This window comes from Achromobacter sp. GbtcB20 (genome assembly GCF_019091095.1).
Lineage (GTDB): Bacteria > Pseudomonadota > Gammaproteobacteria > Burkholderiales > Burkholderiaceae_B > Achromobacter > Achromobacter mucicolens.
Map to the genome: position 1 here is coordinate 48,529 of NZ_JAGXJZ010000024.1, position 26,783 is coordinate 75,311.

General features: G+C 67.0%; 29 protein-coding genes. 24 read left to right on the forward strand and 5 right to left on the reverse strand.

What is annotated here, in order from left to right; translation table 11 throughout:
* Positions 1–65 precede the first annotated feature (65 nt).
* The 4 genes from KVT32_RS24005 to KVT32_RS24020 all read left to right on the forward strand — a co-directional run bounded on the left by KVT32_RS24005 (position 66) and on the right by KVT32_RS24020 (position 3,913).
* The gene (locus tag KVT32_RS24005; protein ID WP_062841386.1) at positions 66–482 is read left to right on the forward strand and encodes a cupin domain-containing protein; all 417 of its coding nucleotides are present in this window, start codon (positions 66–68) and stop codon (positions 480–482) included.
* 65 nt (positions 483–547) lie between these two features.
* On the forward strand, positions 548–1,519 hold the full coding sequence (locus tag KVT32_RS24010) for a tripartite tricarboxylate transporter substrate binding protein (RefSeq protein ID WP_056316720.1): 972 nt from the start codon (positions 548–550) through the stop codon (positions 1,517–1,519).
* On the forward strand, positions 1,516–2,757 hold the full coding sequence (locus KVT32_RS24015) for a CaiB/BaiF CoA-transferase family protein (protein WP_217618919.1): 1,242 nt from the start codon (positions 1,516–1,518) through the stop codon (positions 2,755–2,757). Before KVT32_RS24010 ends, KVT32_RS24015 begins: the two co-directional genes overlap by 4 nt.
* A complete protein-coding gene (locus tag KVT32_RS24020) occupies positions 2,747–3,913 on the forward strand; it encodes an acyl-CoA dehydrogenase family protein (RefSeq protein ID WP_142055701.1) in 1,167 nt (388 codons plus the stop codon). The genes KVT32_RS24015 and KVT32_RS24020 overlap by 11 nt, the downstream gene beginning before the upstream one ends.
* Positions 3,914–3,943: 30 nt before the next feature.
* Here the strand turns inward: KVT32_RS24020 and KVT32_RS24025 are convergent, their stop codons facing one another.
* On the reverse strand, positions 3,944–4,681 hold the full coding sequence (locus KVT32_RS24025) for an IclR family transcriptional regulator (RefSeq protein WP_142055703.1): 738 nt from the start codon (positions 4,679–4,681) through the stop codon (positions 3,944–3,946).
* 139 nt (positions 4,682–4,820) lie between these two features.
* On the opposite strand from KVT32_RS24025, the gene KVT32_RS24030 reads away from it, so the two are divergent.
* The 7 genes from KVT32_RS24030 (at position 4,821) to KVT32_RS24060 (ending at position 10,097) form a co-directional block, all read left to right on the forward strand.
* Complete coding sequence (locus KVT32_RS24030; protein WP_056316709.1) at positions 4,821–5,198, forward strand: flagellar protein FlaG; 378 nt, start codon at positions 4,821–4,823, stop codon at positions 5,196–5,198.
* Between the two features lie 143 nt (positions 5,199–5,341).
* Positions 5,342–6,730, forward strand: a complete 1,389-nt coding sequence (gene fliD, locus KVT32_RS24035; RefSeq protein ID WP_056316706.1) for a flagellar filament capping protein FliD — start codon at positions 5,342–5,344, stop codon at positions 6,728–6,730.
* A 20-nt stretch (positions 6,731–6,750) separates the two neighbouring features.
* Positions 6,751–7,179, forward strand: coding sequence for a flagellar export chaperone FliS (gene fliS, locus KVT32_RS24040; RefSeq protein ID WP_056316703.1), 429 nt, complete (start codon positions 6,751–6,753; stop codon positions 7,177–7,179).
* 47 nt (positions 7,180–7,226) lie between these two features.
* Positions 7,227–7,577, forward strand: a complete 351-nt coding sequence (locus KVT32_RS24045; protein WP_056316700.1) for a flagellar protein FliT — start codon at positions 7,227–7,229, stop codon at positions 7,575–7,577.
* Positions 7,574–8,956 (forward strand): flagellar hook-length control protein FliK, encoded by a 1,383-nt coding sequence (locus KVT32_RS24050; RefSeq protein ID WP_217618920.1) that lies wholly within the window; start codon positions 7,574–7,576, stop codon positions 8,954–8,956. The genes KVT32_RS24045 and KVT32_RS24050 overlap by 4 nt, the downstream gene beginning before the upstream one ends.
* Positions 8,956–9,282 (forward strand): EscU/YscU/HrcU family type III secretion system export apparatus switch protein, encoded by a 327-nt coding sequence (locus KVT32_RS24055; RefSeq protein ID WP_056316694.1) that lies wholly within the window; start codon positions 8,956–8,958, stop codon positions 9,280–9,282. Before KVT32_RS24050 ends, KVT32_RS24055 begins: the two co-directional genes overlap by 1 nt.
* 11 nt (positions 9,283–9,293) lie before the next feature.
* Positions 9,294–10,097 carry a flagellar brake protein gene (locus KVT32_RS24060; protein WP_371825612.1) on the forward strand — a complete coding sequence of 268 codons (804 nt, stop codon included), beginning with the start codon at positions 9,294–9,296 and terminating at the stop codon, positions 10,095–10,097.
* 94 nt (positions 10,098–10,191) lie between these two features.
* Here KVT32_RS24060 and fliE read toward each other — a convergent pair whose 3' ends face one another.
* Entirely contained in the window at positions 10,192–10,524 is a 333-nt protein-coding gene (fliE, locus tag KVT32_RS24065) for a flagellar hook-basal body complex protein FliE (RefSeq protein WP_056316686.1), read from the reverse strand.
* 331 nt (positions 10,525–10,855) lie between these two features.
* Here fliE and fliF point away from each other — a divergent pair, with 331 nt between their 5' ends.
* The 13 genes from fliF to fliR all read left to right on the forward strand — a co-directional run bounded on the left by fliF (position 10,856) and on the right by fliR (position 22,270).
* Positions 10,856–12,532 (forward strand): flagellar basal-body MS-ring/collar protein FliF, encoded by a 1,677-nt coding sequence (gene fliF, locus KVT32_RS24070; RefSeq protein ID WP_217618921.1) that lies wholly within the window; start codon positions 10,856–10,858, stop codon positions 12,530–12,532.
* On the forward strand, positions 12,522–13,532 hold the full coding sequence (fliG, locus tag KVT32_RS24075) for a flagellar motor switch protein FliG (RefSeq protein ID WP_056316680.1): 1,011 nt from the start codon (positions 12,522–12,524) through the stop codon (positions 13,530–13,532). Before fliF ends, fliG begins: the two co-directional genes overlap by 11 nt.
* On the forward strand, positions 13,525–14,268 hold the full coding sequence (gene fliH / locus KVT32_RS24080) for a flagellar assembly protein FliH (RefSeq protein WP_152384180.1): 744 nt from the start codon (positions 13,525–13,527) through the stop codon (positions 14,266–14,268). The genes fliG and fliH overlap by 8 nt, the downstream gene beginning before the upstream one ends.
* A 92-nt stretch (positions 14,269–14,360) precedes the next feature.
* Positions 14,361–15,788, forward strand: coding sequence for a flagellar protein export ATPase FliI (gene fliI / locus KVT32_RS24085; protein WP_056318674.1), 1,428 nt, complete (start codon positions 14,361–14,363; stop codon positions 15,786–15,788).
* Positions 15,781–16,236 carry a flagellar export protein FliJ gene (fliJ, locus tag KVT32_RS24090; protein ID WP_056316675.1) on the forward strand — a complete coding sequence of 152 codons (456 nt, stop codon included), beginning with the start codon at positions 15,781–15,783 and terminating at the stop codon, positions 16,234–16,236. Before fliI ends, fliJ begins: the two co-directional genes overlap by 8 nt.
* A gap of 23 nt (positions 16,237–16,259) precedes the next feature.
* On the forward strand, positions 16,260–17,639 hold the full coding sequence (locus KVT32_RS24095) for a flagellar hook-length control protein FliK (protein WP_217618922.1): 1,380 nt from the start codon (positions 16,260–16,262) through the stop codon (positions 17,637–17,639).
* 169 nt (positions 17,640–17,808) lie between these two features.
* On the forward strand, positions 17,809–18,453 hold the full coding sequence (gene fliL, locus KVT32_RS24100; RefSeq protein ID WP_056316670.1) for a flagellar basal body-associated protein FliL: 645 nt from the start codon (positions 17,809–17,811) through the stop codon (positions 18,451–18,453).
* A gap of 2 nt (positions 18,454–18,455) precedes the next feature.
* A complete protein-coding gene (fliM, locus tag KVT32_RS24105) occupies positions 18,456–19,463 on the forward strand; it encodes a flagellar motor switch protein FliM (RefSeq protein ID WP_152384178.1) in 1,008 nt (335 codons plus the stop codon).
* Positions 19,456–19,998, forward strand: coding sequence for a flagellar motor switch protein FliN (gene fliN, locus KVT32_RS24110; RefSeq protein WP_056316662.1), 543 nt, complete (start codon positions 19,456–19,458; stop codon positions 19,996–19,998). The genes fliM and fliN overlap by 8 nt, the downstream gene beginning before the upstream one ends.
* 11 nt (positions 19,999–20,009) lie before the next feature.
* Entirely contained in the window at positions 20,010–20,333 is a 324-nt protein-coding gene (gene fliO, locus KVT32_RS24115) for a flagellar biosynthetic protein FliO (protein ID WP_056316659.1), read from the forward strand.
* 34 nt (positions 20,334–20,367) lie between these two features.
* Entirely contained in the window at positions 20,368–21,159 is a 792-nt protein-coding gene (gene fliP, locus KVT32_RS24120) for a flagellar type III secretion system pore protein FliP (protein ID WP_369818491.1), read from the forward strand.
* Positions 21,160–21,177: 18 nt separating this feature from the next.
* The gene (gene fliQ, locus KVT32_RS24125) at positions 21,178–21,447 is read left to right on the forward strand and encodes a flagellar biosynthesis protein FliQ (RefSeq protein WP_056316656.1); all 270 of its coding nucleotides are present in this window, start codon (positions 21,178–21,180) and stop codon (positions 21,445–21,447) included.
* Between the two features lie 34 nt (positions 21,448–21,481).
* Positions 21,482–22,270, forward strand: coding sequence for a flagellar biosynthetic protein FliR (gene fliR / locus KVT32_RS24130; RefSeq protein ID WP_180099233.1), 789 nt, complete (start codon positions 21,482–21,484; stop codon positions 22,268–22,270).
* Between the two features lie 33 nt (positions 22,271–22,303).
* Here fliR and KVT32_RS24135 read toward each other — a convergent pair whose 3' ends face one another.
* From KVT32_RS24135 to KVT32_RS24145, 3 genes are all read right to left on the reverse strand, one after another.
* Complete coding sequence (locus tag KVT32_RS24135) at positions 22,304–23,899, reverse strand: PAS domain-containing methyl-accepting chemotaxis protein (protein WP_217618923.1); 1,596 nt, start codon at positions 23,897–23,899, stop codon at positions 22,304–22,306.
* 332 nt (positions 23,900–24,231) lie between these two features.
* Complete coding sequence (locus KVT32_RS24140) at positions 24,232–25,956, reverse strand: methyl-accepting chemotaxis protein (protein ID WP_062840925.1); 1,725 nt, start codon at positions 25,954–25,956, stop codon at positions 24,232–24,234.
* 135 nt (positions 25,957–26,091) lie between these two features.
* Entirely contained in the window at positions 26,092–26,559 is a 468-nt protein-coding gene (locus KVT32_RS24145) for a hypothetical protein (protein WP_217618925.1), read from the reverse strand.
* Positions 26,560–26,783: the final 224 nt, after the last annotated feature.

Genomic DNA, 26,783 nt, shown 5'->3' on the forward strand with positions numbered 1-26,783 from the left:
GTGCTTGCCCATGTTTTTCTCATACGTAAAAATAAATTCATGTATGAAAAATATAAGGAAGAGACATGACGCAGCGTGATACCCCGAGCTGGCTGGTGCGTGAAGCCGACGTCCCCGGTTACCACCCGGCCAACCACACCGGCACCCTCAACCGCCGGCTGATCAGCCCGGAGACCGTGGGCGCCCGCGGGGTGGAGGTCCTGCTGGGCGTGATCGACAAGGGCAAGGGCGCGCTGCCGCATGCGCATCCCGGCATTGAACAGGTCTGCTACCTGATATCGGGCACCGCCCGCGCCCAGGTGCAGGACGAATGGGCCGACATGGGCCCGGGCGACTGTTGTTACTTCCCGCCCGATATCCCCCACGTTTTCACGGTGACGAGCGACGAGCCGGCCCGGCTGCTGGTCATCTACACGCCCCCGTACGAAGAATCCCCCGACCGCGTGATACGCGATTTTCCGGCGTCACCCTCGGCCGCTTGACGCGGCTTGACCCAGGCAGCGGCCGCAGAGCCGCGCCGCATTCCATAAAAACAGGAGACACACCCATGCAATCCCTACGCCTGCTGGGCGCCGCGCTAGTGAGCGGCGCCGCCTTGATGGCCGCTGGCCCCGCGCACGCCGCCGATTACCCCACCAAGCCCATCACCCTCGTGGTGCCCTTTCCCGCCGGATCCGGCACGGACGCCGTGGGACGCATCTTCGGGGCCGAACTGTCGACCATTCTTGGCCAGCAGGTCGTGGTCGAGAACAAACCCGGCGCCAACGCGACGATCGCGGCCAACTACGTGGCGCGCGCCAAGCCGGACGGCTACACGCTCTTCGTCACCACCAACACGTCCCATTCGGCCGCGCCGTGGCTGATGAAGAACGTGCCATACGACCCGGTGAAGGATTTCACCCCCATCGCGCGGGGCGGCAACCTGCCCTTCATCCTGGTCGTGAACCCGAAGCGCCCCTGGAAGACGGTGGCTGACCTGGTGGCCGACGCCAAGAAGAATCCCGGCCGCATCACCTATGCCAGCGGCAACAGCACGGGCATCGTCGCCGGCGCAACACTGGCCAACCGCGCCAAGATCGACATCCTGCACGTGCCCTACAAAGGCACGCCGCAAAGCCTGACGGACGTGGTGGGCGGCCAGGTGGACTTCATGTTCACCGATCTGGCCTCGGGCCTGCCGTTCGTGCAGTCGGGGCAATTGCGCGCCCTGGCCGTGTCCACGGCCGAGCGCAGCGCCATCGTGCCCGACCTGCCATCGATGGCCGAAGCGGGCGTGCCCGACTTCGACCTGAATTCCTGGAACGGCTACTTCGGCCCGGCCGGGATGCCGCCCGAGATCGTGGCCAAGCTGAATGCGGCCATCAACAAGATCGCCGCGAATCCCGACACGAAAAAGCGCCTGGCGGGACTGGGATTTGATGCGTTCTCCAGCACCCCCGAGGCCTTCGCCCAGTTCGTCGGCGAACAGCGCGACCTGTGGGGCAAGCTGATCCGCGACGCGGGGATCGAGCAGCAATGATCGACCAGCCCCTGCCCGACACGCCGGCCGCCGGGCCGCTCGCCGGCGTGCGCATTCTGGACCTGAGCTCGGTGGTGATGGGGCCGTATGCGACCCAGGTCCTGGCGGACCTGGGCGCGGACGTCATCAAGGTGGAGTCGCCGGCGGGAGACAACATGCGGGCCGTCGGCCCCATGCGCAACCCGGGCATGGGGCATCTGTACCTGCACCTGAACCGCAACAAGCGGTCGATCGTCCTGGACCTGAAAACCCCCGAGGGCCGGGAGGCCTGCCTGAAACTGGCGGAAGGCTGCGATGCCCTGCTCTACAACATCCGCCCGCAGGCGATGGCGCGGCTGGGGCTGTCGTACGAGGCCGTTTCCGCCCGCAACCCGCGCCTTGTGTACGTGGGCGCCTACGGGTTTGGCGAAGCCGGCCCCTACGCCGGCCGTCCCGCCTACGACGACCTGATCCAGGGGCAGACCGGCATTGCCGCGCTGTCCGCGCAGCAGAGCGGCGATGTGCCGCGCTATGCGCCGCTGACGCTGGCTGACCGGGCGGTCGGCCTGCACGTCGGCATCGCGCTGGTATCCGCGGTGCTGGGCGCCCGCACGCTCGGCCGCGGCCAGCAGGTGGAGATCCCGATGTTCGAGGGCATGGCGCACCTGGTGCTGGGCGACCACCTGGGCGGCGCGACCTTTGAGCCGCCGATGGGTCCCACGGGCTACGCGCGCCTCTTGGCGCCGCATCGCCGGCCGTACGCCACCGCGGACGGATACATCTGCCTGCTGATCTACAACGACAAGCATTGGCGCAACTTCTTCGCATTGATCGGGCGTCCCGAGCTGTCGCAGGATCCGCGCTTTTGCACGCACGGCGCCCGCGCGGCGCACATCAGCGAGGTCTACGCCTTCGTGGCCGAGGTGATCGCCACCCGCCCGAGCCAGGACTGGCTGACGGAACTGGCGCGCGCCGACATTCCCGCCTCGCAGCTCTACACCATCGACGGCCTGCTGCAGGACGAGCACCTGACCGCCACCGGCTTCATCCAGGAAATGGACCACCCGTCGGAAGGCCGCATTCGCACCACGGGAACGCTGGGCCGCTACGAAGCCACGCCGACTTCGATACGGCGCCCTGCCCCGCGCCTCGGGCAGCACAGCCGCGAGGTGCTGGCCGAGGCGGGCTACGGCCAGGAACAGATCGACGCCATGCTTGCCCGTGGCATTACCCAGGACGGAAACAACGATGGACTTTGAATTCACCCCCGACCAGCTCGCCCTGCGCGACGCGGTTTCCCGCATCTGCGACCGCTACCCCGACGAATACTGGCTGGAACGAGACCGCGAGGGCGGGTTTCCGGAACCCCTGCACGCGGACCTGGCGCGCGACGGCTGGCTGGGCATCGCGATGCCGCAGGAGTACGGCGGCGCGGGCCTGGGCATGACCGAAGCGGCGCTGATGATGCAGACCATCGCCGCGTCGGGAGCGGGCTTTACCGGCGCCTCGGCCGTCCACATGAACATCTTCGGGCTGAATCCGGTCGTGGTGTTCGGCAGCGATGAACAGCGCGGGCGGTGGCTCGAACCGCTGATCGCCGGCCGGGAAAAGGCCTGCTTTGCGGTCACCGAGCCCGACGCGGGGCTGGACACGACCAAACTGAGCACCCGCGCCGTGCGCCAGGGCGACGAATACATCGTCCATGGCCGCAAGATCTGGATTTCGACGGCCCAGGTGGCCAGCAAGATGCTGCTGTTGGCCCGCACCACGCCGCTGTCCGAGGTGGACAAGCCCACGCAGGGACTGTCGCTCTTCTACACCGACCTGGACCGCGAAAAGATCGAGGTGCGGGAGATTGAAAAAATGGGCCGCAAGGCGGTCGATTCGAACATGCTGTTCATCGATGGCCTGCGGATTCCGGTGGCCGATCGTATCGGCGAGGAAGGCCGCGGCTTTGAATACATCCTGCATGGCTTGAATCCCGAGCGCATCCTGATCGCCGCCGAAGCGGTGGGAATTGGCCGCGCGGCGCTGGACCGGGCGGTCAAGTACGCCGGCGAACGCACCGTGTTCGGCCGCCCCATCGGCAAGAACCAGGGCATTCAGCACCCGCTTGCCCAGGCGTGGATGCAGCTGGAGGCCGCGGACCTGATGGTGTTCAAGGCGGCCAGCCTGTACGACGCGGGCAAGCCCTGCGGCCCGGCCGCCAACTCGGCCAAGTACCTGGCGGCCGAAGCGGGCTACAACGCCTGCCAGACGGCGGTGATGACGCTGGGTGGCATGGGCTACGCGAAGGAGTACCACGTGGAGCGGCTGCTGCGCGAAAGCTTCATCCCCCGCATCGCGCCGGTCAGCCCGCAGCTCATCATGTGTTTCATTGCGGAAAAGGTGCTGGGCCTGCCCAAGTCGTACTAGGCGAGCGCCCCGCCCGCAGGCGGGCGCGGTTCAGGCCTGCTGCTCCAGCCCCGTGCAGGCCGCCCGCAGGATCCGGGCATACGATTCCTGCTCCGGCTCGATCCGGTAGATCGGGCCGCCCACCGAAATGGCGTAGTGTTCGCCGGACAGCGTGACCGGCCACGCGATCGCGCCCACGTCGGCGATCGACTCGCCGCTATTCATGAACCATCCCCGCTGCCGCGAGGCGTCCAGATCCGCGAGCAACGCCTCGCGGGTCACCAGCGTGCGCTCGTTGTAGCGCGTCATGGGGATGCCCGCCAACAGCGCATCGCGCGCCGTGTCGTCCAGCAGCGAAAGCAACGCTTTACCTAGCGAATTGGCGTGAACGTCCTTGAACTCGCCGGCAACCGGCGCGTATCGGATCGTATGGGGGGAGTCGAGCACATCCAGGTACACGACACGGCCGTCGGCCGACAGCTTGGCGAAGACCACCGTTTCGCGCGTCGCGTCGCGCAGTTCGACCAGGCTGGGATACACCCGGTCCAGGACAGGATCGGCCCGCGCGATGCGCTGGGCCATGGCGAGCAGCCGGCCGGTCGGGTAGTAGCCCTGGCGCCGTCCGGTTTCATACAGGTAGCCCAGGCTGGTGAGCGTGCGGATCAACGCCAGGCAGCTGGACACCGGCACATCCAGCAGGCGAGCCAGTTCCGACAGGGGCAGCGCGCGTTTCTCGCGGGCGTAGGTTTCGATGATTTCGATAACTCGCAACGCCGTCTTGACACTCATTGCCCGATCCAGACTCTTAGCACGTGAACCATCCAGTTGCGCGGGGCTAAAGTTCGCCCCGAGGGTGCCGTTATGGTAACTGAGAATTTCCTGAAAACAGCGCGTTCTCCGAGACGCCCCCCTCGCCGTTGGAGTGATCATGGCCGTAACCCCGTTAGCCCCCGCAGCGTTCGCGTCGTTACCGGTTTCGACCGTTATCGCCACGCCCGACCCTTCCGCCACCGCCACGCCCGCCCCCGCCAGCAGCAATAGCAGCGGCTCGGGCAACGCCACGTCGGATCAGGCCAATGCGCAGAAGATGCCGCTCGATAAGGCGCTGGACGAGATCAACGAACAGATGAAGGCCTGGTCGACCCAGCTTCAGTTCGAGATCGACCCGAATGTGCACCAGGTGGTTGTGTCCGTGATCGACGCCGAGTCGGGTGACGTCCTGCGCACCATCCCCAGCGAAGCGGTGCTCAAGATCGCCAAAATGATCGTGAACATGCAGGGAAACGGTATCAAGACCTCGGCCTGATCCGGCACTTAAAACGCCGTTCGCCAAAATTGCAGCGGGGCCCGGCACGAGAACCGTCGAAATAGGCCCGCCTTATGCCTTTACCCGGCCGATAGCCGGGACCACATTTTTGTCAGAATTGCATCGCTAGGAAGGAACTTCACATGGCCACCATCACCAACCTCGGTTCGAATTCAGGCTTGCCCCTGGAGGACATCCTCTCGAAGCTGGAGGCTGCCGAGGAAAAGAAGCTGCAGCAGTACACCGTACGGCAGACCAGCTTCGAAACCCGCGTTACGGCATACGGCCAGCTCAAGAGCGCCGTGGAAGCCGTGCAGAAGGCTGCCGCCGCGCTGGGCAAGCCCGAGACGCTGGGCGCCGTGAAAGGCAGCGTGACCGGCGGCGACGCCCTGACCGCGACCGTGGCCGCCGAAGGCGCCGTGGCCGGCCAGTACACGATCAACGTGAAGAACGTTGCCACCTCCCAGACCCTGCAATCGGGCGCGGTCGCCGACCGCAAGGCGTCCAATGGCGCCACCGGTTCCTTTGAAATCGAACTGGCCGACGGCACCAAGAAGACCGTCGACCTGAAGGACGACACCTCGCTGAACGGCATCGTCAAGGCGGTCAACGCCGACGACTCGCTGGGCGTGCGCGCCACCGTCATCACCGACGGCGACGGCAAGAGCTACCTGATGATGACCGCCAAGAACACGGGCGTGCAGGCGTCGGTCAAGTCCATCACGGTGACGGGCGACCAGTCGCTCAAGGACGTCCTGAACTACAACACCGACGCTGCCGACACCAGCGCGAAGATGACGGCCACCGCCGCTGTCGACGCTGAAATCGACATCAACGGCATCACCGTCAAGAGCGGCACGAACAACATTTCGACCGCCATCGACGGCGTCACGCTCAACCTGTCGTCCAAGACCGAAGCCGGCAAGCCCATCACGCTGAAGCTGGAAAGCGATCCCTCGGTGGCCAGCAAGGCGATCCAGAGCTTTGTGACCGCCTACAACACGCTGCAGACGACGATCAAGAACCTGACGGCTTTCGACGCCGCCGCCGCCACCAACCAGCCGCTGACCGGCGACGGCACGACGCGCGCCATCCAGTCGTCGCTCGCCAGCGCCCTGCAGTTCGTGACGGGTGAAGGCACGCTGCGTTCGCTGGCCGACCTGGGCATCACGACCAACCCGCAGACGCGCCAGCTGACGCTGGACCAGACCAAGCTGGACAAGGCGCTGTCCGCGAACGGCGCGGACGTCTCGCGCATGCTGACGGGCGAAAACGGCCTGGCCGCCAATTTTGCAAAGGCGACCAAGGATATCCTGAGCGACACCGGCTCGATCAAGACCAAGACCGACGGTCTGGCCAAGTCGATCGCCAACGTGAAGGATCAGTACACGCGCGCCAAGGCCGCTGGCGAAGCTTCGCTGGAGCTGATGCGCGCGCAGTTCGTCCAGTTGGACAAATTCGTTGCGCAGCAGTCGGTCACGGCCAACTACCTGACGCAGCAGTTCGCGGCCATGAACAAGTCGACGAAGTGATAACCGAGAAGATGCATTAAATGACGTACGCCGCGCGCCGCCCCACAGGCTCATACTCTGTCCGCTCCTACGCCGATATCGGCCTGGAGACCCAAGTGATGAGCGCCACACCGGAAAGGCTGATCACCCTGCTTTACCAGGGTGCGCGCGCGGCAATCGGACAGGCTCGCCTGCATCTGCAGGAAGGGCGGGTTGCCGAGCGCGGCGCAGCTATCACCAAGGCCATCAAGATCGTCGACGAAGGCCTGAAGATGGGCCTGAACATGGAAGCCGGCGGCGACATCGCCGCCAACCTGAGCCGGCTTTACGACTACATCGTCCGCACCCTGCTCATGGCAAACCTGAAAGCCGACGTCGAGCAGTTGGACATTGCGGACCGCCTGCTGGCGGACCTGGCCGACGCCTGGCAGACTTCCATCGATCGGCCTGCCCCGGGCGCAACGCCTTGATGGCCCCCATAACCGCTATTGCCAGCCATCGATCGCCCGAGATTTCTATGACGTCGCTCACCCAGTCTTCCACCATCCTGGAACAGTACCAGGAGATCGCGCTCTCAACGAGCGAGATGTTGACGGCCGCCCAGGCCGGCGACTGGGACACCGCACTCCTGCACGGCCAGCTCTATTGCGAGCAGGTCGAGCGCCTGCGCCATGCCGAACCCGTCAATCCGCTGGACGAAGCCGGGCGCAGCATGAAGTACGACTTGCTTGTGCGCATTCTTGAAAACGATGCCATGACGCGCGACCTGGCGCTGCCCCAGTTGGCGCGGCTGGGCGAACTGCTGGGACGCATGAAGCGCCAGCAGACCCTGCTGTCCGCCTACGGCAACCAGGCGCCTGACGAATGAGCATCGGTCCCGCCGCGCTCGGCAACGTCCTGGTGCAGCGGTTGGACGCCGTGCTTGGCACGACGATGTCCGCCGCGAACGCCAACCAGATTTCGGGCGCGCGGCCCGACGCGGTCAGCCAGCCCGGCAGCCCGGAGAAAGCCGGGCCTTCGGACGGCTCGGCGCGCGATACCCGGCAAGGCATACAGACTGGCGGCGCCCGAGGCGACCGCCAGAATACTGTTGTCGACCCCAAAACCGCCGCCGCGCTGGCACTGGCCGCGCGCGGCCTGGTCACCAGCAGCGACACGACCGCGTCGGCCCCGACCACGCTGGGCACGACGGCTCGCACCATCCTGGCCCTGCTTGCCCAATACCCTGAAGCCGCACCGGCCGTGCAAGGCCGAGCGCCCTTGTGGAGCGCCGATGCGCAGGGCGGACAGCAACCCGGTGGCGCCGCCCCGGGCAGCCAGGCCGGCCCGGCCCAATCCGGCCAACCCGCGCAGGCTGGCCAGCCCGGCCAGCCCGCCGCCGCACCGGCAACCCCGCTGCCCGCTGCCGCCACCACATCTGCCGCCACATCTGCCGCCACTTCTGCCGCCACCCCGGGCGCTGCCCCTTCTGCGGCCGCAGACGCGGCCAGCGCCAAGCCGGCCACGCATCCGGCTGGACAAGCCGTTGGCGCGAAAGGCGCCGACGCCGTCTCGCACGCCTCGCTTGCCGCCGGCGGCCCGTCTGCCCGCGCCCTCGGCCAGGCCTTGCGCAATGCGTTGCAGACCAGCGGCCTGTTCTACGAATCGCATCTGACCGACATGGTCTTTGGCCGCAAGAATCCGTCCACGCTGGAGAACGAGCCGCAAGCCCGGCTGTCACGCGACACGGCCTCGCACGCCAACGTCCAGGCCCGCGGCCGCACCGAAGCGGCCAGCGCCAGCCGGTCTGCCGGCGGCGCAGAAGCGCCGGCGTCCTCGGGCGGCTCGGCGGCATCGTCCACGCCCGGCGCGCCGATCAGCGGCATCCATCAGGATCTGACGGTGCTGGTGCGCCAGCAGCTGGACGTGCTGGCCAATCAGACGGTGAACTGGCAAGGCGAAGCCTGGCCCGGCACGCAGATGGAGTGGGAAGTCGAACGTGACCCCTACGGCGCCGACCGCGAATCGGCGGTTCCCACCTGGGCCACGCGCGTGAAGCTGGATCTGCCGCGCCTGGGCCTGGTGGACGCGCGCCTGAACCTTGCGGGCGACCAGATCGTGCTGCAGCTCATTGCGCCGCATAGCGCCTCCGAGATCAACGACTCCTCGGACATGCTACGCTCGCGCCTTCTGGCTGCCGGCCTGACCCTGAGCAATCTGACGGTAAGCGTGGTTGAACCCCGCCCCGTCATCCCGACCGATTTCTGATGAACACCCCTTCCTCCCCCGCGGACGCCGGCCCGAACGCCAACCGCAACGCGGCGGTCGCCATCTCGTACGACGAAAGCGACGGCGCGCCCCGCGTGGTGGCCAAGGGCTACGGCCAGCTGGCGGACACGATTGTCCGCGCGGCCGAGGAAAACGGACTGTACGTGCACGAATCGCGCGAACTGGTGGGCTTGCTCATGCAGGTCGACCTGGACGCGCATATTCCCCCCCAACTCTATGTCGCGGTGGCAGAATTGCTCGCCTGGCTCTACCGCCTGGAATCGCGCGACATACCCCAGGCCGCGCGGCCCGAAATCTCTACCTAAGGACGATCACCGTGTTGGATGCCGCCGATCCGGAATTCCTGCTGACCCGGCCGGAAGACATGCGCTCAGCCCTTTTCGAGCTGACGCACCCCGACAGCCACATCCTGGTGCGCGATGCCGCGGACCGTGAGATTGCCGTGCTGATCCTGGGCGCCGACAAGCAGACGCGCCAGTTCTTCTGGCGCCCGCGCGACTACGATGGCGCGGACTTCGAGCAGTCGGACAGCATGGGCCTCTTGAGCGGTACGAAATTCCACTTCCACGCCACCGCCTATGGCGGCGTGCAGATCCGCTTTCGCGTCCAGCGTCCTGAAGTCATCCACTTCGATGACGGCAGCGCGGCGCTGATGTCGCCCTTCCCCGATCGCCTGGCCCGCATCCAGCGGCGCAAGATGTTTCGCGCCTCGATGATCACCAGCGCCAACCGGTGCCTCGCCACGTGGCAACCGGCGCCGGCGGACAAGCCGGTGGGTTTCACCGTGCGCGACATTTCGGTGGACGGCGTGGGCCTGCGTGTGGGACTGGCCGTGGGCGAGCTGCCCGAGCGCGGCACGGTGATGCAAGACGTGGAGCTGGATTTTGGCGAACTGGGCAAGCTGAGCGCCGACCTGGAGGTGCGCAACATCTATCCGGTGTCGGGCCAGCCGATGGCCGCCGCCGACGGCAGCGACGGTGAAGCGCCCAAGCACGTCTCGCTGACGGGCGAACCCCCGGTCAGCCATGTGGGCGCCCTCTTCATGAACCTGAACGCCCGCCAGGAAAACTGGTTGCAGCAGGTGGTGTGGCGCCTGGAGAAAGGCGCGCAGCGCAACTGAAGCGGCGTCTTGCGGGCACATGGCGTGCCCCTGATGGCGCCGCTGCAACGCAAAAGGCCTTCCCGCGGGAAGGCCTTTGAACTGCTTGCCGGCCTTACACGGCCATCGACGAGATTTCCTTGTAGGCCGCAACCAGCTTGTTGCGCACCTGGACCGCCGTCTGAAAGCCCAGGCTGGCCTTCTGCAGATCGATCATGACGTCGTTGAGCGAGATGTCGGGCGCGCCCAGCTCGAAGGCCTTGGCCTGGTTGCTGGCGGCGTTCTGGGCGGAGGTCACGCGACGGATGGAGCGCTGCAGTTCCGCGGCAAAACCGTCGGGTTGCGCGACGCCCTCGCCGGCGGACAGATTACCCGTCTCCGCCTTGCTCACGACCGCGCGCATCTGCTGGAGCATGCCTTCGATGCCGGACAAGCCTGATACAGCCATTACCTATTCCTTGCTGGTGGGGGATTACGCCAAATTGAAGACGCAGCGTAACGCCGATCGGGGCGGTCCATAGCCGACAAGAACCGCCAAAAAACCCGACATTTCAACGAATGCGAGCGTCCCCCGCCGGGGATGCGGCCCCGGTTTGCGCCTCGTCATCGACATAGGGCTTAAGTAACGCCAAAAAACGGCTGTTTTCATCGATTGGGATTGGTGTCTCAGGGGCAATAATCCACGCTCTCCCCAGACCAGAAGCACGTTGCATGTGTAATCGGCCCTACCCAGACATGAAGTCATTTTCCCTGCTCCGCGAAGCCAGCGGGAGCCGTCAATGAATCAGCAGGCTACCCTGAGCTCGTCGCTTCTGGCCAAGTTCCCCGTGCTGGAACGGGTCCGCGCGCTTCCCAAGCCCGTCCTGCTCGGCGCCGCCGCGGCCCTTGTCGCGGTGATCGTCGCCGTGGTCATGTGGAGCAGCGAACCGAAGTACAAGGTGCTGTTCTCGAACCTGGACGACCGTGACGGCGGCGCCATCGTGACGGCCCTGGGCACGATGAACGTGCCCTACCGCTACAACGAAAACGGCACCGCGCTGCTGGTGCCCGCCGACCGCGTCTATGACGCCCGGCTGCAGCTGGCCTCGCAAGGCCTGCCGCGCGGCGGCTCCGTCGGCTTCGAGCTGATGGACAACGCCCGCTTCGGCGCCAGCCAGTTTGCGGAACAGATCAACTACCAGCGCGGTCTGGAGGGCGAGCTGGCCCGTTCGATCGAAGCCATGAACACCGTGCAGCACGCCCGCGTCCACCTGGCCATGCCGCGCCAGTCGCTGTTCGTGCGCGAGCGCCAGGCGCCCACCGCCTCCGTGCTGCTGAACCTGTACCCGGGCCGCAGCCTGAGCGATGCGCAGGTGTCCGCGATCTCCTGGCTGGTGGCTTCCAGCGTGCCGGAACTGACCGCCGAAAGCGTGTCCATCGTCGACCAGAACGGCCGCCTGCTGTCCGCCCCGCTGGGCGAAGGCCGCGGCATGGACGCCGACCAGCTTCGCTTCGTGCGCGAGATCGAGCAGCGCACCGTCGAGCGCATCCTCACCATCCTGAATCCCCTAGTCGGCCCCGGCAACGTGCACGCCCAGGCCACCGCCGACGTCGACTTCTCGCGCCGCGAGGAAACGTCCGAGGTCTACCGTCCGAACCAGGAACCTGGCCAGGCCGCCGTGCGCAGCCAGCAGACCAGCGATTCCACCCAGCGTGGCGTCGGCCCCGCCCAAGGCGTGCCCGGCGCGCTGTCGAACCAGGCGCCCGCCAACGCGCAGGCGCCCGTCACCAATCCCCCGCAGCAACAGCCGCCCCGCCCCGGCCAGCCCCCGCAGGCGGCCAACGCGCAGCAGCAACAACAGCAGCAGCAGACCGGCACGCAGGCCCCCGCCGGCAACCTGAACGAACGCCGCGACGCGACGACGAACTACGAAGTCGACCGCACCATCAGCCACATCAAGCAGCCCACGGGCAACCTCAAGCGCATGTCGGTGGCCGTGGTCGTGAACTACGTGCGTGACAAGGACGGCGAACTGCAGGCGTTGCCGCCCGAGGAACTGAACAAGCTCACCAACCTGGTGCGCGAGGCAATGGGCTATTCCGAAGGCCGTGGCGACTCGCTGAACCTGGTCAACAGCCAGTTCAACGATGGCCCGCCGCCGCTGCCGATGTGGCGCGATCCGGAAATGATCTCGCTGTTCAAGACGATCCTGCTCTGGCTGGTCGGTGGCGTCCTGGCCCTGTGGCTGTACCGCAAGGTTCGCCGCTCGGTCACCGAGTACCTGTACCCGCCGGTCGATCCGGAACAGGCCGAAGCCGAGCGCGCCGAAGCCGCCCGCGAGGCCCAGGACCTGGCCCGCGCCAAGGAAACCGATCGCTATCAGGACAACCTTGAACGCGCTCGCACCATGGCCAACAAGGATCCGCGCGCCGTCGCGATGGTCCTGCGCACCTGGATGACCAAAGATGAAAAATGATTCCCTGCCAATGGACGGCATGACGCGCAGCGCCGTCCTGATGATGTCGCTGGGCGAAGACGCCGCGGCCGAAGTGTTCAAGTACCTGAGCGCCCGTGAAGTGCAGCAGGTCGGCGCCGCGATGGCAAGCCTGAAGCAGGTCACGCGCAACGACGTCGCCGTCGTGCTGGAAGAGTTCCGCCAGGAAGCCGACCAGTTCATGGCCGTGACGCTGGGCTCGGACGACTACATCCGCAGCGTCCTGACCAAGGCGCTGGGCAGCGACCGCGCGGCCGGCCTGATCGAGGACATCCTGGAAGCCGGCGACGGCGGCAGCGGCATCGACGCGCTGAACTGGCTGGATCCGAACACCGTGGCCGAGCTGATCGGCGACGAGCACCCGCAGATCATCGCGACCATTCTGGTGCACCTGGAGCGCGACCGCGCCGCCGGCGTGCTGGCGCTGTTGACCGACCGCCTGCGCAACGACGTCATGCTGCGCATCGCCACCTTCGGCGGCGTGCAGCCGGCCGCGCTGTCCGAGCTGACCGAAGTGCTGAACTCCGTGCTGGCCGGCCAGGGCGCCAAGCGCAGCAAGATGGGCGGAGTGCGCACGGCGGCCGAGATCCTGAACATGATGAACTCGACGCAGGAAGAGACCGTGGTCGCCAGCCTGCGCGAACGCGACAACGACCTGGCGCAGAAGATCATCGACGAGATGTTCGTCTTCGACAACCTGCTCGACGTCGAGGACCGCGCGATCCAGCTCATCCTCAAGGAAATCGACAACGACACGCTCATGGTCGCGCTTAAGGGCGCCCAGGAAGAGCTGCGCGCCAAGTTCCTGCGCAACATGTCCAGCCGTGCGGCCGAAATGCTGCGCGAGGACCTGGAAGCCCAGGGCCCGATCCGCATGTCGAAGGTCGAGACCGAACAGAAGAAGATCCTGCAGATCGCCCGCCGCCTGGCGGAAAGCGGCCAGATCGTGCTGGGCAATTCCGGAGACGACGCGTATGTCTGAAGCGGACCACGGCGCGGCGACGCTCATCTCGCGCAGCGCCGCCTGGCGGCGCTGGCAGATGCTGTCGTTCGACGAGCCGGCGCCCGTCGAAGTCGAACCCGAGCCGGAACCCGATCCGGGCCCCGATCCCGCCGTGGTGATGGCGCAGTTGCGCGCCCAGGCGATTGCGGAAGGCCACGAGGAAGGCGTCACGCGCGGTCATGCCGCCGGGTTCGAAGCTGGCCAGCAGGCGGGCTATGAGGCCGGTCTTGCCGCCGGCCGCGAAGCCGGCCACGCCGAAGGCCTGGCCCAGGGCCGCGAACAGGGCGCCGCCGAAGCGCAGCGCCTGCATGCGCTGGTGGAAGCCTGCGCCGTGTCGATCGGCGCGCTGGAAGAAAAGATGGGCCAGAGCCTGTTGACGCTGGCCCTGGACATCGCCCAGCAAGTCGTGCGCACCACCCTCGCCGAACAGCCCGAATCGGTGGTGAACGCCGTGCGCGACGTGCTGCACATCAATCCGACGGCCGGCGGCCAGATGCGCCTGTGGGCCAATCCGGACGATATCGAACTGATCCGCCTGCACCTGGCGGACGAATTGAAGGAAGGCCACTGGCGCGTGCTGGCCGATGAATCCATTCTGCGTGGCGGCTGCCGCGCCGAGACGCCTTTCGGCGACATCGACGCCACCTTGCAGACCCGCTGGCGCCGCGTGGCCGCCTCGCTCGGCCGCAACGCCTCCTGGGAGGAGCCGGTGTGAACGGCAATCCGGCCTCCGAGCAACCCGGCCAGGCCGGCGCGCCCCTCGCAGGCGCCCCGGCCGTTTCCGCGTCGGCCAAGCCGACCGCGCCCGTGCTCGACCGCTGGCAGACGCAGCTTGAGATCGGCTCGATCCGCGCGGCGTCCACCGACCCCTGGCTGGTCAGCGGCAAGATCACGCGCGCGACCGGCCTCGTGCTGCACGCCACCGGCCTGCGCCTGCCCGTCGGCGCCGCCGCCCGCATCGAGATCGCGCGCGGCCACGACCATTGGGCCGACGCCGAAGTCGTGGGCTTTGACGGTCACACGCTGTACCTGATGCCGCAAGCCGACATTTCCGGCCTGCCGCCCGGCGCGCGCGTCGTGCCCGGCGAACCGCCCGTGCAGCGCCAGATTCCGCTGCCGCGCAAGGCCGAACTGAACGGCAACGCCAAGCCCCAGCTTGGCCGCCACCTGCCTGTCGGCAACGCCCTGCTTGGCCGCGTGCTGGACGGCGCGGGCCGTCCGCTCGACGGCCTGGGTCCGCTGACCGGCGCCGAACTGGCGCCCCTGTCTGCCCAACCGATCAACCCGCTGTCGCGCGCGCCCATCGATACGGTGCTGGACACCGGCGTGCGCGCCATCAATGGCCTGCTCACGGTCGGCCGCGGCCAGCGCATGGGCCTGTTCGCCGGTTCCGGCGTCGGTAAATCCGTGCTGCTGGGCATGATGGCCCGCTATACCAAGGCCGACGTGATCGTGGTCGGCCTGATCGGCGAACGGGGCCGTGAAGTCAAGGAATTCATCGAGCACAACCTGGGCCCGGAAGGCCTGGCGCGCTCGGTCGTGGTGGCCGCGCCGGCCGACGTGTCGGCGCTGCTGCGACTGCAAGGCGCCGCGTACGCCACGCGCCTGGCCGAGCATTTCCGCGACCAGGGCCTGGACGTGCTGCTGATCATGGACTCGCTGACCCGCTACGCGATGGCGCAACGCGAAATCGCGCTGGCCATCGGCGAACCGCCCGCCACCAAGGGCTATCCGCCATCGGTCTTTGCCAAGCTGCCCACGCTGGTGGAACGCGCGGGCATGGGCGCGCCCGGCCCGTCCGGCAAGGCCGGCTCCATCACGGCGTTCTACACCGTGCTGGCCGAGGGCGACGATCAACAGGATCCGATCGCCGACTCGGCGCGCGCGATCCTGGACGGCCACGTCGTGCTGTCGCGCCACCTGGCCGAATCGGGCCACTACCCCGCCATCGACATCGAAGCGTCAATCTCGCGGGCGATGACCTCGCTCATCACGCCGCAGCAGTTCTCCATCGTGCGCCGCTTCAAGCAAAGCCTGTCGCGTTACCAGCGCAACCGCGACCTCATCGCCGTGGGCGCGTACGCCGCCGGCAACGACCCGCAGCTGGACGACGCCATCGCGCGATACCCGCGCCTGGAAGCCTTCCTGCAGCAGGACATCGGCGAGAACGTCGGGTACGAAGACGCCGTCAATCAATTGCGAGCCAGTTTCGAATCACGGGACACTTATGCCTAGCCAACTGCCTCTGGACATGCTGATCAACCTGGCCAAGGAAAGCACGGACGAAGCCGCGCGCCTGCTCGGCCGGCTGACCGCCGAACGCAGCAATGCGCAACGCCAGCTTTCCATGCTGCACGACTACCGCCAGGACTACCTCGAGCGCCTTCAGACGGCGATGACGACCGGCATGGCCGCCAGCGATTGCCACAACTATCAGCGCTTCATCGGCACGCTGGACGACGCGATCGGCCAGCAGCAGGGCGTGCTGCGCCAAGCCGAGGAAAACCTGTCCAAGGGGCAGCTCTATTGGCAGCAGGAAAAACGCAAGCTCAACTCCTACGATGCCCTGGCGCAGCGCGAACAGCGCGCCCAGGCGCTGGTGGAGTCGCGCCGTGAACAGCGCGCCAACGACGAATACTCCGCCCGCCTGGTCCAGCGCCAGGCCAGCGGCATGCAGCATTAAGCAATACTCACAGGAAGCTTTAGATGACCGCTCCCCTGCCCTTGCCTTCGATCGCGCCGGCCGCTCCGGCGCCGGTCAACGACGCGCGCGGCGCCAAACTGGCTGCCGGGAACAAGAAAGATAAAGGCCCCGCCTTCTCCGACGTCCTGGCGCAACAGCGTCCGGCGCAGCAGCAGCCCAACCAGGCCGCCGACGCCCGCCCCGCGAACGGCAACAGCAAGACGCCGTCCAAGGACGGCAAGCCCAGCGATCCGGCCGCCACGGCCGAAGGCGCCGCCGCCGGCGCCATCAATGACGCGGTGCAGACCGCCGCCCAGGCCGAAGCCGGCGCGCTGGCCGTCGCGGCGCAGCTGCCCGTGGCCCCGTCCGACCTGCCGCAACAGGCCCTGGAGATCGCGGCCCAGGCCGCCGAACAGGTGCAGCTTGCCCGCGGCAATGCCGCTGCGGCCGTCACCGCCATGAACCAGGGCGCCGCCGTGCTGACGGCCGCGCTCACTGCCGCCGACACGTTGGCGCCGCAGGCCGCGCAGCAGACGCCGGTGGCCGCGACCGCCGGCCAGGCGCAAGACGCCGCTGCCCAGATCGCCCGCGACGCCGAAGCCGCGCTGCCGGTCCTCACCGCCGCGGTCAAGCCGGGTTCCGCGCCCGTTGCCCAGGCGCCTGCCGATCCCAAGGCGACCGTCAAGGCCGAAGCGCCCAAGGTGGCTGCCGACCTGCCGCTGCCGCGCGTCGCGCGCGAGACGCCCGCGGACCCAGGCGCGCCCGCGCCGCAAACCCACGTGGCCGACGAAGATCAGCCCGATCTGCTGGCCGGCACGACCCCGCAATTCCAGGCGCCGCAGCATGGCGCCACGCCGCACGAGGCGCTTGGCGCCGCCCTTGCCGCCGCCACCCAGCGGCAGGCCCTGCCGGTCGTCAACCAGGCCGCGCTCGCGCAGCCGGTCGTACCCGTTGTGCTGCAAGTGGCCACGCCCGTCGGCGCCACCCACTGGGGCACCGAGCTTGGCCAGCAGATGGTCATGATGAGCAACAACGTGCGCCAGGGCATGCAGACGGCGGAACTGCGCCTGGATCCCCCGGACCTGGGCCCGCTGCGCGTCAGCCTGAACCTGGCCGATGGCGTGGCCAGCGCCTCGTTCGTGTCGGCGCACGCCTCCGTGCGCCAGGCGATCGAAGTGGCGATTCCGCAGTTGCAGCAGGCGCTCGCCCAGGCCGGCATCTCGCTCGGCCAGACCAGCGTCGGCGAACAGGCCGCGCAGCAGGAATTCGCGCAGCAGAACGGCAGCGGCTCGCAGCGTCAGCAAGGCGGCAATGCCGTCGTCGCGGACGGCGTGGCAGAGTCCGCGCAGCCCGCGGTGACGGTGTCGCGCAACGCCAACGCATTGGTCGACACGTTCGCGTAATGATCCGGCAGCCCGCGCCCGGCAACGGATGCGGGCGGTGCAGCAATAGCTTGAGATACGCGGCTTTCGCCCTGTTTTTCGCCTCCAAGCGGCGGCGTGAATTCGGGCAGAATGCTTTCATCCACTAAGAATCCGTTTTCACCAGCGGCAAACACGCATCGAACTCCAGATGGCGACTATCAAACCCATTCCCGCGCCGGCGCGCGACGCGAAGTCCTCCGGCGGCATTGGCCGCATCCTTCGGCCGCTGCTGGCGATCCTGGTGCTGCTGCTGGTTGCCGCGGCCAGCGCCGGCGCGACCTGGTTCATCACGCAGCGCCTGCAGCAGCCGCAAGGCGGCGCCCCGGTGCAGCTTGGCGTGGGCCAGGTGCCTGGCGGCCAACCCGGCCAGCCGGGTCAGCCCGGTCAGGCCGGCGGCGTGCAAGGCCAGCCCGGCCAAGGCCCGCAGGCCACGCCGACGACCTTCGTCGCGCCGTCCGCCACCCCGATCGCCGTGCCCGCGCCCATCTTCGTGCCGATCGAGGCCTTCACGGTCACGCTGCAGAACGCAGACACGGAACGCATCATGCACGTCGGCCTGACCCTGCGCGTGAGCGACGAACAGACCCGCACGCGCCTGGAAAAGTACATGCCCGAAGTGCGCAGCCGCATCCTGATGGTGCTGTCGTCGCAGTCGCCCACCGCCGTGCAGACGCAGCAAGGCAAGAACGACATGGTCGCGGCCATCAAGCAGGCAGTGAACCGTCCCTTCTCGCCCCTGCCTGACGGCCAGTACGTGACCGACGTGCTGTTCACGGCGTTCGTGGTGCAATAAGCATGGCCTACGAGGCGTTTCTTTCGCAGGACGAAGTCGATGCGCTGCTGGCCGGCGTCACCGGCGAGAGCGATAGTAAAAAGGAATCCGACGGCCAGAACGCCGGCGCGCGCGCCTACGACTTGAGCTCGCCCGAGCGCGTCGTACGCCGCCGCATGCAGACGCTGGAGCTCATCAACGAACGCTTTGCGCGCAACATGCGCAACGTTCTGCTGAACTTCATGCGCCGCAGCGCCGACATCACCGTCGGCTCGATCAAGATCCAGAAGTACGCGGACTTCGAGCGCAACCTGCCGGTTCCCAGCAATCTGAACATGATTCAGATGAAGCCGCTGCGCGGCACGGCGCTCTTCACCTACGACCCGAATCTGGTGTTCCTGGTCATCGACAGCCTGTTCGGCGGCGATGGCCGCTACCACACGCGGGTCGAGGGCCGGGACTTCACCACCACCGAACAGCGCATCATCCGGCGCCTGCTCAACCTGACCCTGGAAAGCTACGGCAAGTCCTGGGATCCGGTCTATCCGATCGAGTTCGAGTACGTCCGTTCGGAGATGCACACCAAGTTCGCCAGCATCACCGGCAACAACGAAGTGGTGGTCGTCTCCTCGTTCCACATTGAATTCGGCGCGACCGGCGGCGACCTGAACATCTGCCTGCCCTACTCGATGATCGAGCCGGTGCGCGATCTGCTGACGCGCCCGTTGCAGGAGACGACGCTCGAGGAAGTGGACCAGCGCTGGTCGCAGCAGCTGTCGCGCCAGGTGCGCAGCGCCGACATCGACGTGGTCGCGGAATTTGCCCGCATCCCGTCGTCGATCCGCGAGCTGATGAGCCTGAAGGTCGGCGACGTCCTTCCGGTGGACGTGCCCGAAACCGTCATCGCCCACGTCGACGGCGTGCCGCTGATGGAATGCGGCTACGGCGTCTTCAACGGCCAATACGCCCTGCGCGTACAAAACCTGTTTACCCACGATACAGAACCCAACGAGGCCTCTGACCATGACTGACAAGAACGAGCCCGGCACTGGCTCGTCCCCGGCCGACGACTGGGCCGACGCGCTCGCCGAACAATCCCGCGCCAACCCGCCCACGCAAGCCGACGGTCTGAAGCCGCAGGACGACTGGGCCGCCGCGATGGCGGAACAGGCCGCCACGCCGGCGGCGGCTGCCCCCGCGCCCGCCGCCCCGGCCCCGGCCGCCGCACCCGCTGCACCCGCGCAATCCGCGGCGCAATCGGTGTTCAAGCCGCTGGCTGGCGCCACGTCCGGCCAAGGCACCGACATCGACCTCATCATGGACGTTCCCGTCCAGTTGACGGTCGAGCTGGGCCGCACCCGCCTGACCATCAAGAACCTGCTCCAGCTGGGCCAGGGCTCCGTGGTCGAACTCGACGGCCTGGCCGGCGAGCCTATGGACATATTCGTCAACGGCTACCTGATCGCCCAGGGCGAAGTCGTGGTCGTCGAAGAAAAGTACGGCATCCGCCTGACCGACATCATCACCCCGTCCGAGCGGATCAACCGCTTGAACAACCGTCGTTGAACCCTGGCGCCATGACCGAACCTGCTCTGCTGCGCGTCATCGTCGGCCTCGTGCTGGTGGTGGCCGCCATCCTGGTCTCGGCGTGGCTTGCCAAGCGCGCCGGACTGGTGCAACGCGGCGGCGGCAATCTGCTGCGCCAGGTTGCCAGCCTGCCGGTCGGTCCGCGCCAAAGCGTCGTCGTCGTCGAGATCGAAGACACCTGGCTGGTGGTGGGCGTTGGCCCGAACCAGCTCACCACCCTGCATACCCTGCCCGCCGGCCAGTTGCCGGAGGGTTCGCCTTTGCCCACGGCCGCCTTTGCGGCCAAGCTGGGCCAGGCACTCAAGCGCCGCTAAGGCACAACGCCCCGGCGCGAATCAAGCGATACCCATGAGTTTGCCTACCCGCACGACATTCGCACGCGCCGGCCAGCGCGCGCTGCCCATGCTGGCCGCCGCCGCGGTGCTGGGCCTGGCCTTCTTCCCGGCCGGCGTCGTGGCCCAGGCCACGCTGCCCGCGCTGACGGCCACGCCGGGCGCGGACGGCTCGCAGACGTACTCGCTCAGCATGCAGACCATGCTGCTGATGACGTCGCTGTCCTTCCTGCCGGCGGCGCTGCTGATGATGACGGGCTTCACGCGCATCATCATCGTGCTGGGCCTGCTGCGCAGCGCGATGGGCACCGCGATGTCGCCGCCCAACCACGTGCTGATCGGCCTGGCGCTGTTCCTGACCTTCTATACGATGTCGCCGGTGTTCGACAAGATCTACACCGACGCCTACAAGCCTCTGTCCGAAGGGACGATCCAGTTCGAGGCCGCGGTCGAACGCGCCGCGGGTCCCCTGCGCACGTTCATGCTGCACCAGACGCGCGAGAACGACCTGTCGCTGTTCGCCAATCTGGCCAAACAGCCGGCGCTGGAAGACCCCTCGCAGGTGCCGATGCGCATCCTGGTGCCGGCCTTCATCACCAGCGAACTGAAAACCGCCTTCCAGATCGGGTTCACGATCTTCATTCCCTTCCTCATCATCGACCTGGTGGTTGCCAGCGTCCTGATGGCGCTGGGCATGATGATGGTGCCCCCCGTCACCGTGGCGTTGCCGTTCAAGCTGATGCTGTTCGTGCTGGCCGACGGCTGGAACCTGCTCATGGGCTCACTTGCCCAGAGCTTCTACCAGTAACGCCGCAAGGAGATCGCCATGACTGCCGAAACCGTCATGACCATGACCTACCAGGCGATGAAGGTCGTCCTGGCGATGGCCGGTCCCCTGCTCCTCGTCACGCTGGTGGTGGGTCTGGTCATCAGCATTTTCCAGGCCGCCACGCAGATCAACGAAATGACGCTGTCGTTCATTCCGAAGCTGCTGGCCATGTGCGGCGTGCTGGTGCTGCTGGGCCCGTGGCTGATCGGCGTCATGGTCGACTACATCCGGCAACTCATCGGCCAGATCCCCATGCTGGTGTCCTGAGCGGCGTCCGCCGCCGGACACGGGTTGCCACGCCATGTTCTCTTTCACGCTCGAGCAGCTCAACGGCTGGGTCGGCCAGTTTCTCTGGCCGTTCGTGCGTATCCTGGCGCTCGTGGCCACCGCGCCCCTGTTCTCCGAATCGCTCATTCCCGTCAAGGTCAAGATTGGCCTGGCTTTCGTGCTGGCCGTGGCGATCGGGCCTGCGCTCGATGCCATGCCGCCGGTGGCGCCCGGATCGTACGCGGGCCTGTGGATGGTGATGCAGCAGGTGCTGATCGGCATCGCCATGGGCTTTACCATGCGCATCGTGTTCGCGGCGGTGCAGACCGCGGGGGAATTCGTGGGACTGCAGATGGGTCTGTCGTTCGCGTCGTTCTTCGATCCCAGCTCGGGCGCCAACACCGCCGTGCTGTCGCGCCTGTTCAACATCGTCGCGATGCTGACCTTCCTGGCGCTGGACGGCCACCTTCTCGTCCTGGCGGCCCTGGTGCGGTCCTTCGATACCTTGCCGATTGCCACGATCCAGCTGCACCAGAATGGCTGGGGCACGATCGTCGAATGGGGCAAGACGGTGTTCGTGTCGGGCCTGCTGCTGGCGCTGCCGCTGATCTGCGCGCTGCTCACCATCAACCTGGCGATGGGCATCCTGAACCGCGCCGCCCAGCAGCTTTCCGTGTTCTCGGTGGGCTTTCCCGTCACGCTCATCATCGGCGTGACGGTGTTGACCATCGTGCTGCCTCACGCCGGCCCGTTCCTGGAATCGCTCTTCGAATCGGGCCTGACCGCGATGAGCCGCGTCGTGGACGCGCTGGCGGGACGCTAGCGGGGCCGGCGAGCGGCCCGCCCCGCCAACCGCTCAGTGCTGGCCAACCACGCGGAAGACGCGGATGGTCTCGCGCAGCGCGCCCGACTGATTGCCCAACTGCGTCACCGCGCCGCCCAGCTCCTGCACGAGCGCCGTGTTCTGCTCGGTCATCACGTCCATCTGCGAGACCGCGGTGTCCACCTGCTCGATGCCGGTCGACTGTTCCTGCGAGGCGCGCGAGATCTCGCTGATGATGGCCGTGACGCGGTGCACGGCGTCCACGATCTCCTGCATCGTCGCGCCAGCCTGTTCGGCCTGTGCCGAGCCTTCCATCACGCGATCGACCGAGTCTTCGATCAGCGACTTCACTTCCTTGGCCGCCTGCGCGCTCTTTTGCGCCAGGCTGCGCACCTCGCCCGCCACCACCGCAAAGCCCTTGCCGGATTCGCCGGCCCGGGCCGCTTCCACCGCCGCATTCAGCGCCAGGATGTTGGTCTGGAAGGCGATGCCTTCGATGATGCTGACGATGTCGGCGATCTTGCGCGAGCTGTCTGAAATGCCGTGCATGGTGTTGACCACCTGCCCCACGGCCACGCCGCCGCGCCGCGCGACGTCCATGCTGCTGGCGGCCAGGTCGTTCGCCTGCCGCGCGTTGTCGGCGTTCTGACGCACGGTCGAGGTCAGTTGCTGCATGCTGGCGGCCGTCTGCTGCAACGACGCCGCCTGCCCCTGAGTGCGGCCGGCCAGCTCCTGGTTGCCGCGGGCAATGTGCACGGCGGCGTGCGTCGTGCCTTCGATGCCGCGGTACACATCGTGCGCGATGCCGATCAGGCTCTTGCGCATCACTTCCAGCGAAAACTTCAGGCTGCCCACCTCGTCGTCCGACTCGGGCACGATCTGCGTGGTGAGATTGCCGGCCGCGACCTGGCGCGCCATGTTGGCAGCGTCCAGCATCGGATCCAGGAGCGAACGCGCCAGGCTCCAGCCCATGCCGTAGATGGCGGCAACGGCCAGCGCTATCGCGCCGCAGCCCAGCCCCGCGCCCCACGGCGACAGGCTGTCCCAATTGGCGTGCAACCCATAGGCGCCCGCCGCGGCGACGAAGCCGGCCGACAGCGTGGCGTGGCGCAGCATCCGGTTGCGCACGCCGGACCGGAACGGAAAGGCCAGCACGTCCAGCCCACGGCGCCAGCCAGCGCGCACGGGACGGCCACGCAGGATGCGCACGCCCTTGGCCGTGCCCTCGCGCATGCGCGCATAGAGTTTCTCGGCCATCTCGACCTGCTCTTCCGACGGACGCACGCGCACCGACGAATAAGCCACGACCTCGCCGTTCTCGACAATGGGCGTGGCGTTGGCCAGCACCCAGTAAAAGCCGCCATCCTTGCGGCGGTTCTTGACGACCCCCAGCCAGGACTCGCCGGCCTCCAGGGTCTCCCAAAGATCCGCGTAGGCCTCCGGGGGCATGTCGGGATGGCGCACTATGTTGTGCGGCTTGCCGATGAGTTCGTCGCGCGTGAAGCCGCTGACATCGACGAACGCAGGGTTGGCATAGACGATGCGGCCCTTGGTATCCGTGCGCGAGATCAGGTATTGATCCTCGCGCAGCTTGGTTTCCACATTGGTGACGGGTAGGTTGACGCGCACGGCTTGTCTCCGGGTTTACAACATATACGACAGCAGATTGAGCGGCATGCAACGGACGCGATGCGAGGCAACGGTGCACTCCCGCCGGCTTCGTCTGGCGCCCGATCCCCCGGTCACCATCGATCACTGTGTTTTCGGCCTGACGCATCAGGCGTTGCCAATGTTTACGGTCATAAAGCAGAAAACTTAACGTGCTTATGACCGCGATCAACGCCCTTATAACCGCTGGAAATAAGACGAGCGATTCCTGCCGGATCCGGGCATTGCGGACGCAAAAAAGCCGCGCCCGATCCCGCGTGTGCAGGATCGGGCGCGGCCCGGAACAACAACGATCAGTTCAGCGACGGCGCGGCATAGCCGCCGAGCTGATGCGCAGGCACTTCAATGACTTCGCCCGCGTTGATCTTGAACACGGCCACCGCTTCGGCCAGGCGCTGGGCCTGCTCCTGCAGCGAGCCGGCGGCGGCCGCGGCCTCTTCCACCAGCGCCGCGTTCTGCTGCGTCACTTCGTCCATCTGCGACACCGCGCGGTTGACCTGGTCGATGCCGCTGGATTGTTCCTCGGACGCCGCCGAGATCTCGCCCATGATGTCCGTCACGCGCTTCACCGACGCCACGATTTCCTGCATGGTCGCGCCGGCGCGTTGCACCTGCTGCGAACCGGCGCCCACCTTGGAAACCGAGTCCTCGATCAGACCCTTGATTTCCTTGGCGGCCTGGGCACTGCGCTGCGCCAGCGAGCGCACTTCGCCCGCCACCACCGCAAAGCCCTTGCCCTGTTCACCGGCACGCGCAGCTTCGACCGCGGCGTTCAGCGCCAGGATGTTGGTCTGGAACGCGATGCCGTCGATGACCGACACAATCTCGGAAATCTTGCGCGAGCTGGCCGAAATGCCTTCCATGGTGTTGACCACTTCCGACACGGCGGAACCGCCGCGTTCGGCCACGTCCGACGCGCTGGCCGCCAGCTGGTTGGCCTGGCGGGCGTTGTCGGCGTTCTGCTTCACGGTCGAGGCCAGCTCTTCCATCGAGGCAGCGGTCTCTTCCAGCGAAGCGGCCTGCTCTTCCGTGCGGCTGGACAGATCCGTGTTGCCCGCGGAAATCTCGCGCGAGCCCACCGTGATCTCGTCCACGCCGCGGCGCACCGTCGACACCGTGCGCGTCAGGCTTTCCTGCATGCGCTTGAGGGCGGCGAACAGCTGGCCGATTTCGTTGTGCGAACGCACTTCCACGCGGCCCGTCAGGTCGCCGGCGGCGATCTTGTCGAAGTGCTGGCCGGCCTCGACCAAGGGGCGCACGACCAGGCGGCCGAACAGGATGCGGGCAAGCACCATCAACAAGAGGGCCAGCGCCACGGCAATGCCCACGGCGATCATGGCCAGCTTGAAGTTCGCTTCGGCCTGATCGATCGTCTGGCGCTGCTGATCGGCGATGTACTTGTCGAACTGGGCGATCGCCTCGATGAAGGCGGCGCTACGCGGCGTGCCGTATTCGTTGTTCACCATGTAGAACGTCGAATAGTCTTCGCTGCGCAGGGCTTCGACCATCGTGTCCACGCCGTCGTCGATGTACGAGCGATAGCGGCGCACCAGGTTCATCGACAGCTGGCGGCCGGTGTCGTCCTCGAGCATGTTCTTCTGGAAATCGGCGAAGCGGCTGCGCACGCCGGTCAGGAGGTCGGTGGAACCCTTGAGCGCGGCGGCCGCGTCACGCGCCGAATTCTCGCCGCTGCCCCAGCCGGACTCCTGCAGGTGACGGGCGGCCACCATCAGGCCAACGCGTGCACGCAGCATGTCGCTGTTGATGATCTCGACCTGCTTGGCGCGCTCGGTCAGCGCATTGACCTCTCGGATCGATTCATAGTTGCTTTGCAGGAAGTAGGCGGCCAAGCCCCCCACTGCTGCGATCAGCAGCGCGAAAAACGCCATCACCCACAGCAGCATCGTGCCGACGCGCGCATCGCGCAGCCTCAGTTTGCGCTTGACCTTGGGTGCGCGCGCGGCTTTTTTCTTGCCCGCCTTGCCGGCCTTTGCGCCGGATTCGAGACTCGCTTCCATTTATTTCCCCATCCCTCAGGAACTGCTCTGACCAAATGAAAAACCACCCGTGGGACACGCCCTGTTACACAGGGCTTGCACTCAGGGCGACGAACATCGGGCTTGGGGCCCGATGTCTTCTGCTGGACTGCGGGGCTATTTGCCCTGCGGCGCCAGACCGGCCGGTTCTCCCGGACCCGGAATGTAGATGGTTTGCACCTCGGGGGCCACGGCCGGTTGGGCCCAGTCCTGAGTGATCTCAGGCGCAGGGGCCGGTCCCAACAATTTCTGGCGTTCCCAGGGTTCCAGCAGAATATTGGTGCTGTCGACGAGCCGCATCAGCCGGCCATCGGGGCCGAACTGCAGCAGCGCTTCCTTGCGGCTGTACAGGCCGTCGGCGACAAAGGTGATTTTGTAGGACCAGAGCATCAGCACCGTGCCGTCGCTCTGTTTGAACTGTTGGGCAGGCGGAGCGGTCAGCGCGCGCGCGGCCTCTTCCACCGTCGTCTGACCGGGCGTCAGGGTCGACAGCTTGCTCGGATCGAAGTTATGACCCGTTGCCGCGCAACCCGCGACAAAGGCCGCAATCGCGGCCGCTGCCAGAAGATGTAGATAACCTCGCATACCCTGCCTATTTGCCGGTCTACCCGGCGTCAGAAAGATTCCCAATCGTCGTCCGAAGGCGCCTGCCGCCGGCTTGCGGCCGGTGCGGATGCGGGCTTCGGGTCGGTCTTCGCGGCGGGCGCGGAGCGCGTCGCCGCCGGTCTGCGCGGCGGCCGCGCCGCCGAGGCGCCTGCGGCCGGCTCGGACTTGGTGGCCGTGCTGTGCGCCAGCCGCACCGCGGCGGG

Bases quoted from the DNA above. Each gene is read 5' to 3' on its own strand.
- KVT32_RS24005 (WP_062841386.1), top strand. From the start codon at position 66: ATGACGCAGCGTGATACCCCGAGCTGGCTGGTGCGTGAAGCCGACGTC.
- KVT32_RS24010 (WP_056316720.1), top strand. From the start codon at position 548: ATGCAATCCCTACGCCTGCTGGGCGCCGCGCTAGTGAGCGGCGCCGCC.
- KVT32_RS24015 (WP_217618919.1), top strand. From the start codon at position 1,516: ATGATCGACCAGCCCCTGCCCGACACGCCGGCCGCCGGGCCGCTCGCC.
- KVT32_RS24020 (WP_142055701.1), top strand. From the start codon at position 2,747: ATGGACTTTGAATTCACCCCCGACCAGCTCGCCCTGCGCGACGCGGTT.
- KVT32_RS24025 (WP_142055703.1), bottom strand. From the start codon at position 4,681: ATGAGTGTCAAGACGGCGTTGCGAGTTATCGAAATCATCGAAACCTAC.
- KVT32_RS24030 (WP_056316709.1), top strand. From the start codon at position 4,821: ATGGCCGTAACCCCGTTAGCCCCCGCAGCGTTCGCGTCGTTACCGGTT.
- fliD (WP_056316706.1), top strand. From the start codon at position 5,342: ATGGCCACCATCACCAACCTCGGTTCGAATTCAGGCTTGCCCCTGGAG.
- fliS (WP_056316703.1), top strand. From the start codon at position 6,751: ATGACGTACGCCGCGCGCCGCCCCACAGGCTCATACTCTGTCCGCTCC.
- KVT32_RS24045 (WP_056316700.1), top strand. From the start codon at position 7,227: ATGACGTCGCTCACCCAGTCTTCCACCATCCTGGAACAGTACCAGGAG.
- KVT32_RS24050 (WP_217618920.1), top strand. From the start codon at position 7,574: ATGAGCATCGGTCCCGCCGCGCTCGGCAACGTCCTGGTGCAGCGGTTG.
- KVT32_RS24055 (WP_056316694.1), top strand. From the start codon at position 8,956: ATGAACACCCCTTCCTCCCCCGCGGACGCCGGCCCGAACGCCAACCGC.
- fliE (WP_056316686.1), bottom strand. From the start codon at position 10,524: ATGGCTGTATCAGGCTTGTCCGGCATCGAAGGCATGCTCCAGCAGATG.
- fliF (WP_217618921.1), top strand. From the start codon at position 10,856: ATGAATCAGCAGGCTACCCTGAGCTCGTCGCTTCTGGCCAAGTTCCCC.
- fliG (WP_056316680.1), top strand. From the start codon at position 12,522: ATGAAAAATGATTCCCTGCCAATGGACGGCATGACGCGCAGCGCCGTC.
- fliH (WP_152384180.1), top strand. From the start codon at position 13,525: ATGTCTGAAGCGGACCACGGCGCGGCGACGCTCATCTCGCGCAGCGCC.
- fliJ (WP_056316675.1), top strand. From the start codon at position 15,781: ATGCCTAGCCAACTGCCTCTGGACATGCTGATCAACCTGGCCAAGGAA.
- KVT32_RS24095 (WP_217618922.1), top strand. From the start codon at position 16,260: ATGACCGCTCCCCTGCCCTTGCCTTCGATCGCGCCGGCCGCTCCGGCG.
- fliL (WP_056316670.1), top strand. From the start codon at position 17,809: ATGGCGACTATCAAACCCATTCCCGCGCCGGCGCGCGACGCGAAGTCC.
- fliM (WP_152384178.1), top strand. From the start codon at position 18,456: ATGGCCTACGAGGCGTTTCTTTCGCAGGACGAAGTCGATGCGCTGCTG.
- fliN (WP_056316662.1), top strand. From the start codon at position 19,456: ATGACTGACAAGAACGAGCCCGGCACTGGCTCGTCCCCGGCCGACGAC.
- fliO (WP_056316659.1), top strand. From the start codon at position 20,010: ATGACCGAACCTGCTCTGCTGCGCGTCATCGTCGGCCTCGTGCTGGTG.
- fliP (WP_369818491.1), top strand. From the start codon at position 20,368: ATGAGTTTGCCTACCCGCACGACATTCGCACGCGCCGGCCAGCGCGCG.
- fliQ (WP_056316656.1), top strand. From the start codon at position 21,178: ATGACTGCCGAAACCGTCATGACCATGACCTACCAGGCGATGAAGGTC.
- fliR (WP_180099233.1), top strand. From the start codon at position 21,482: ATGTTCTCTTTCACGCTCGAGCAGCTCAACGGCTGGGTCGGCCAGTTT.
- KVT32_RS24140 (WP_062840925.1), bottom strand. From the start codon at position 25,956: ATGGAAGCGAGTCTCGAATCCGGCGCAAAGGCCGGCAAGGCGGGCAAG.
- KVT32_RS24145 (WP_217618925.1), bottom strand. From the start codon at position 26,559: ATGCGAGGTTATCTACATCTTCTGGCAGCGGCCGCGATTGCGGCCTTT.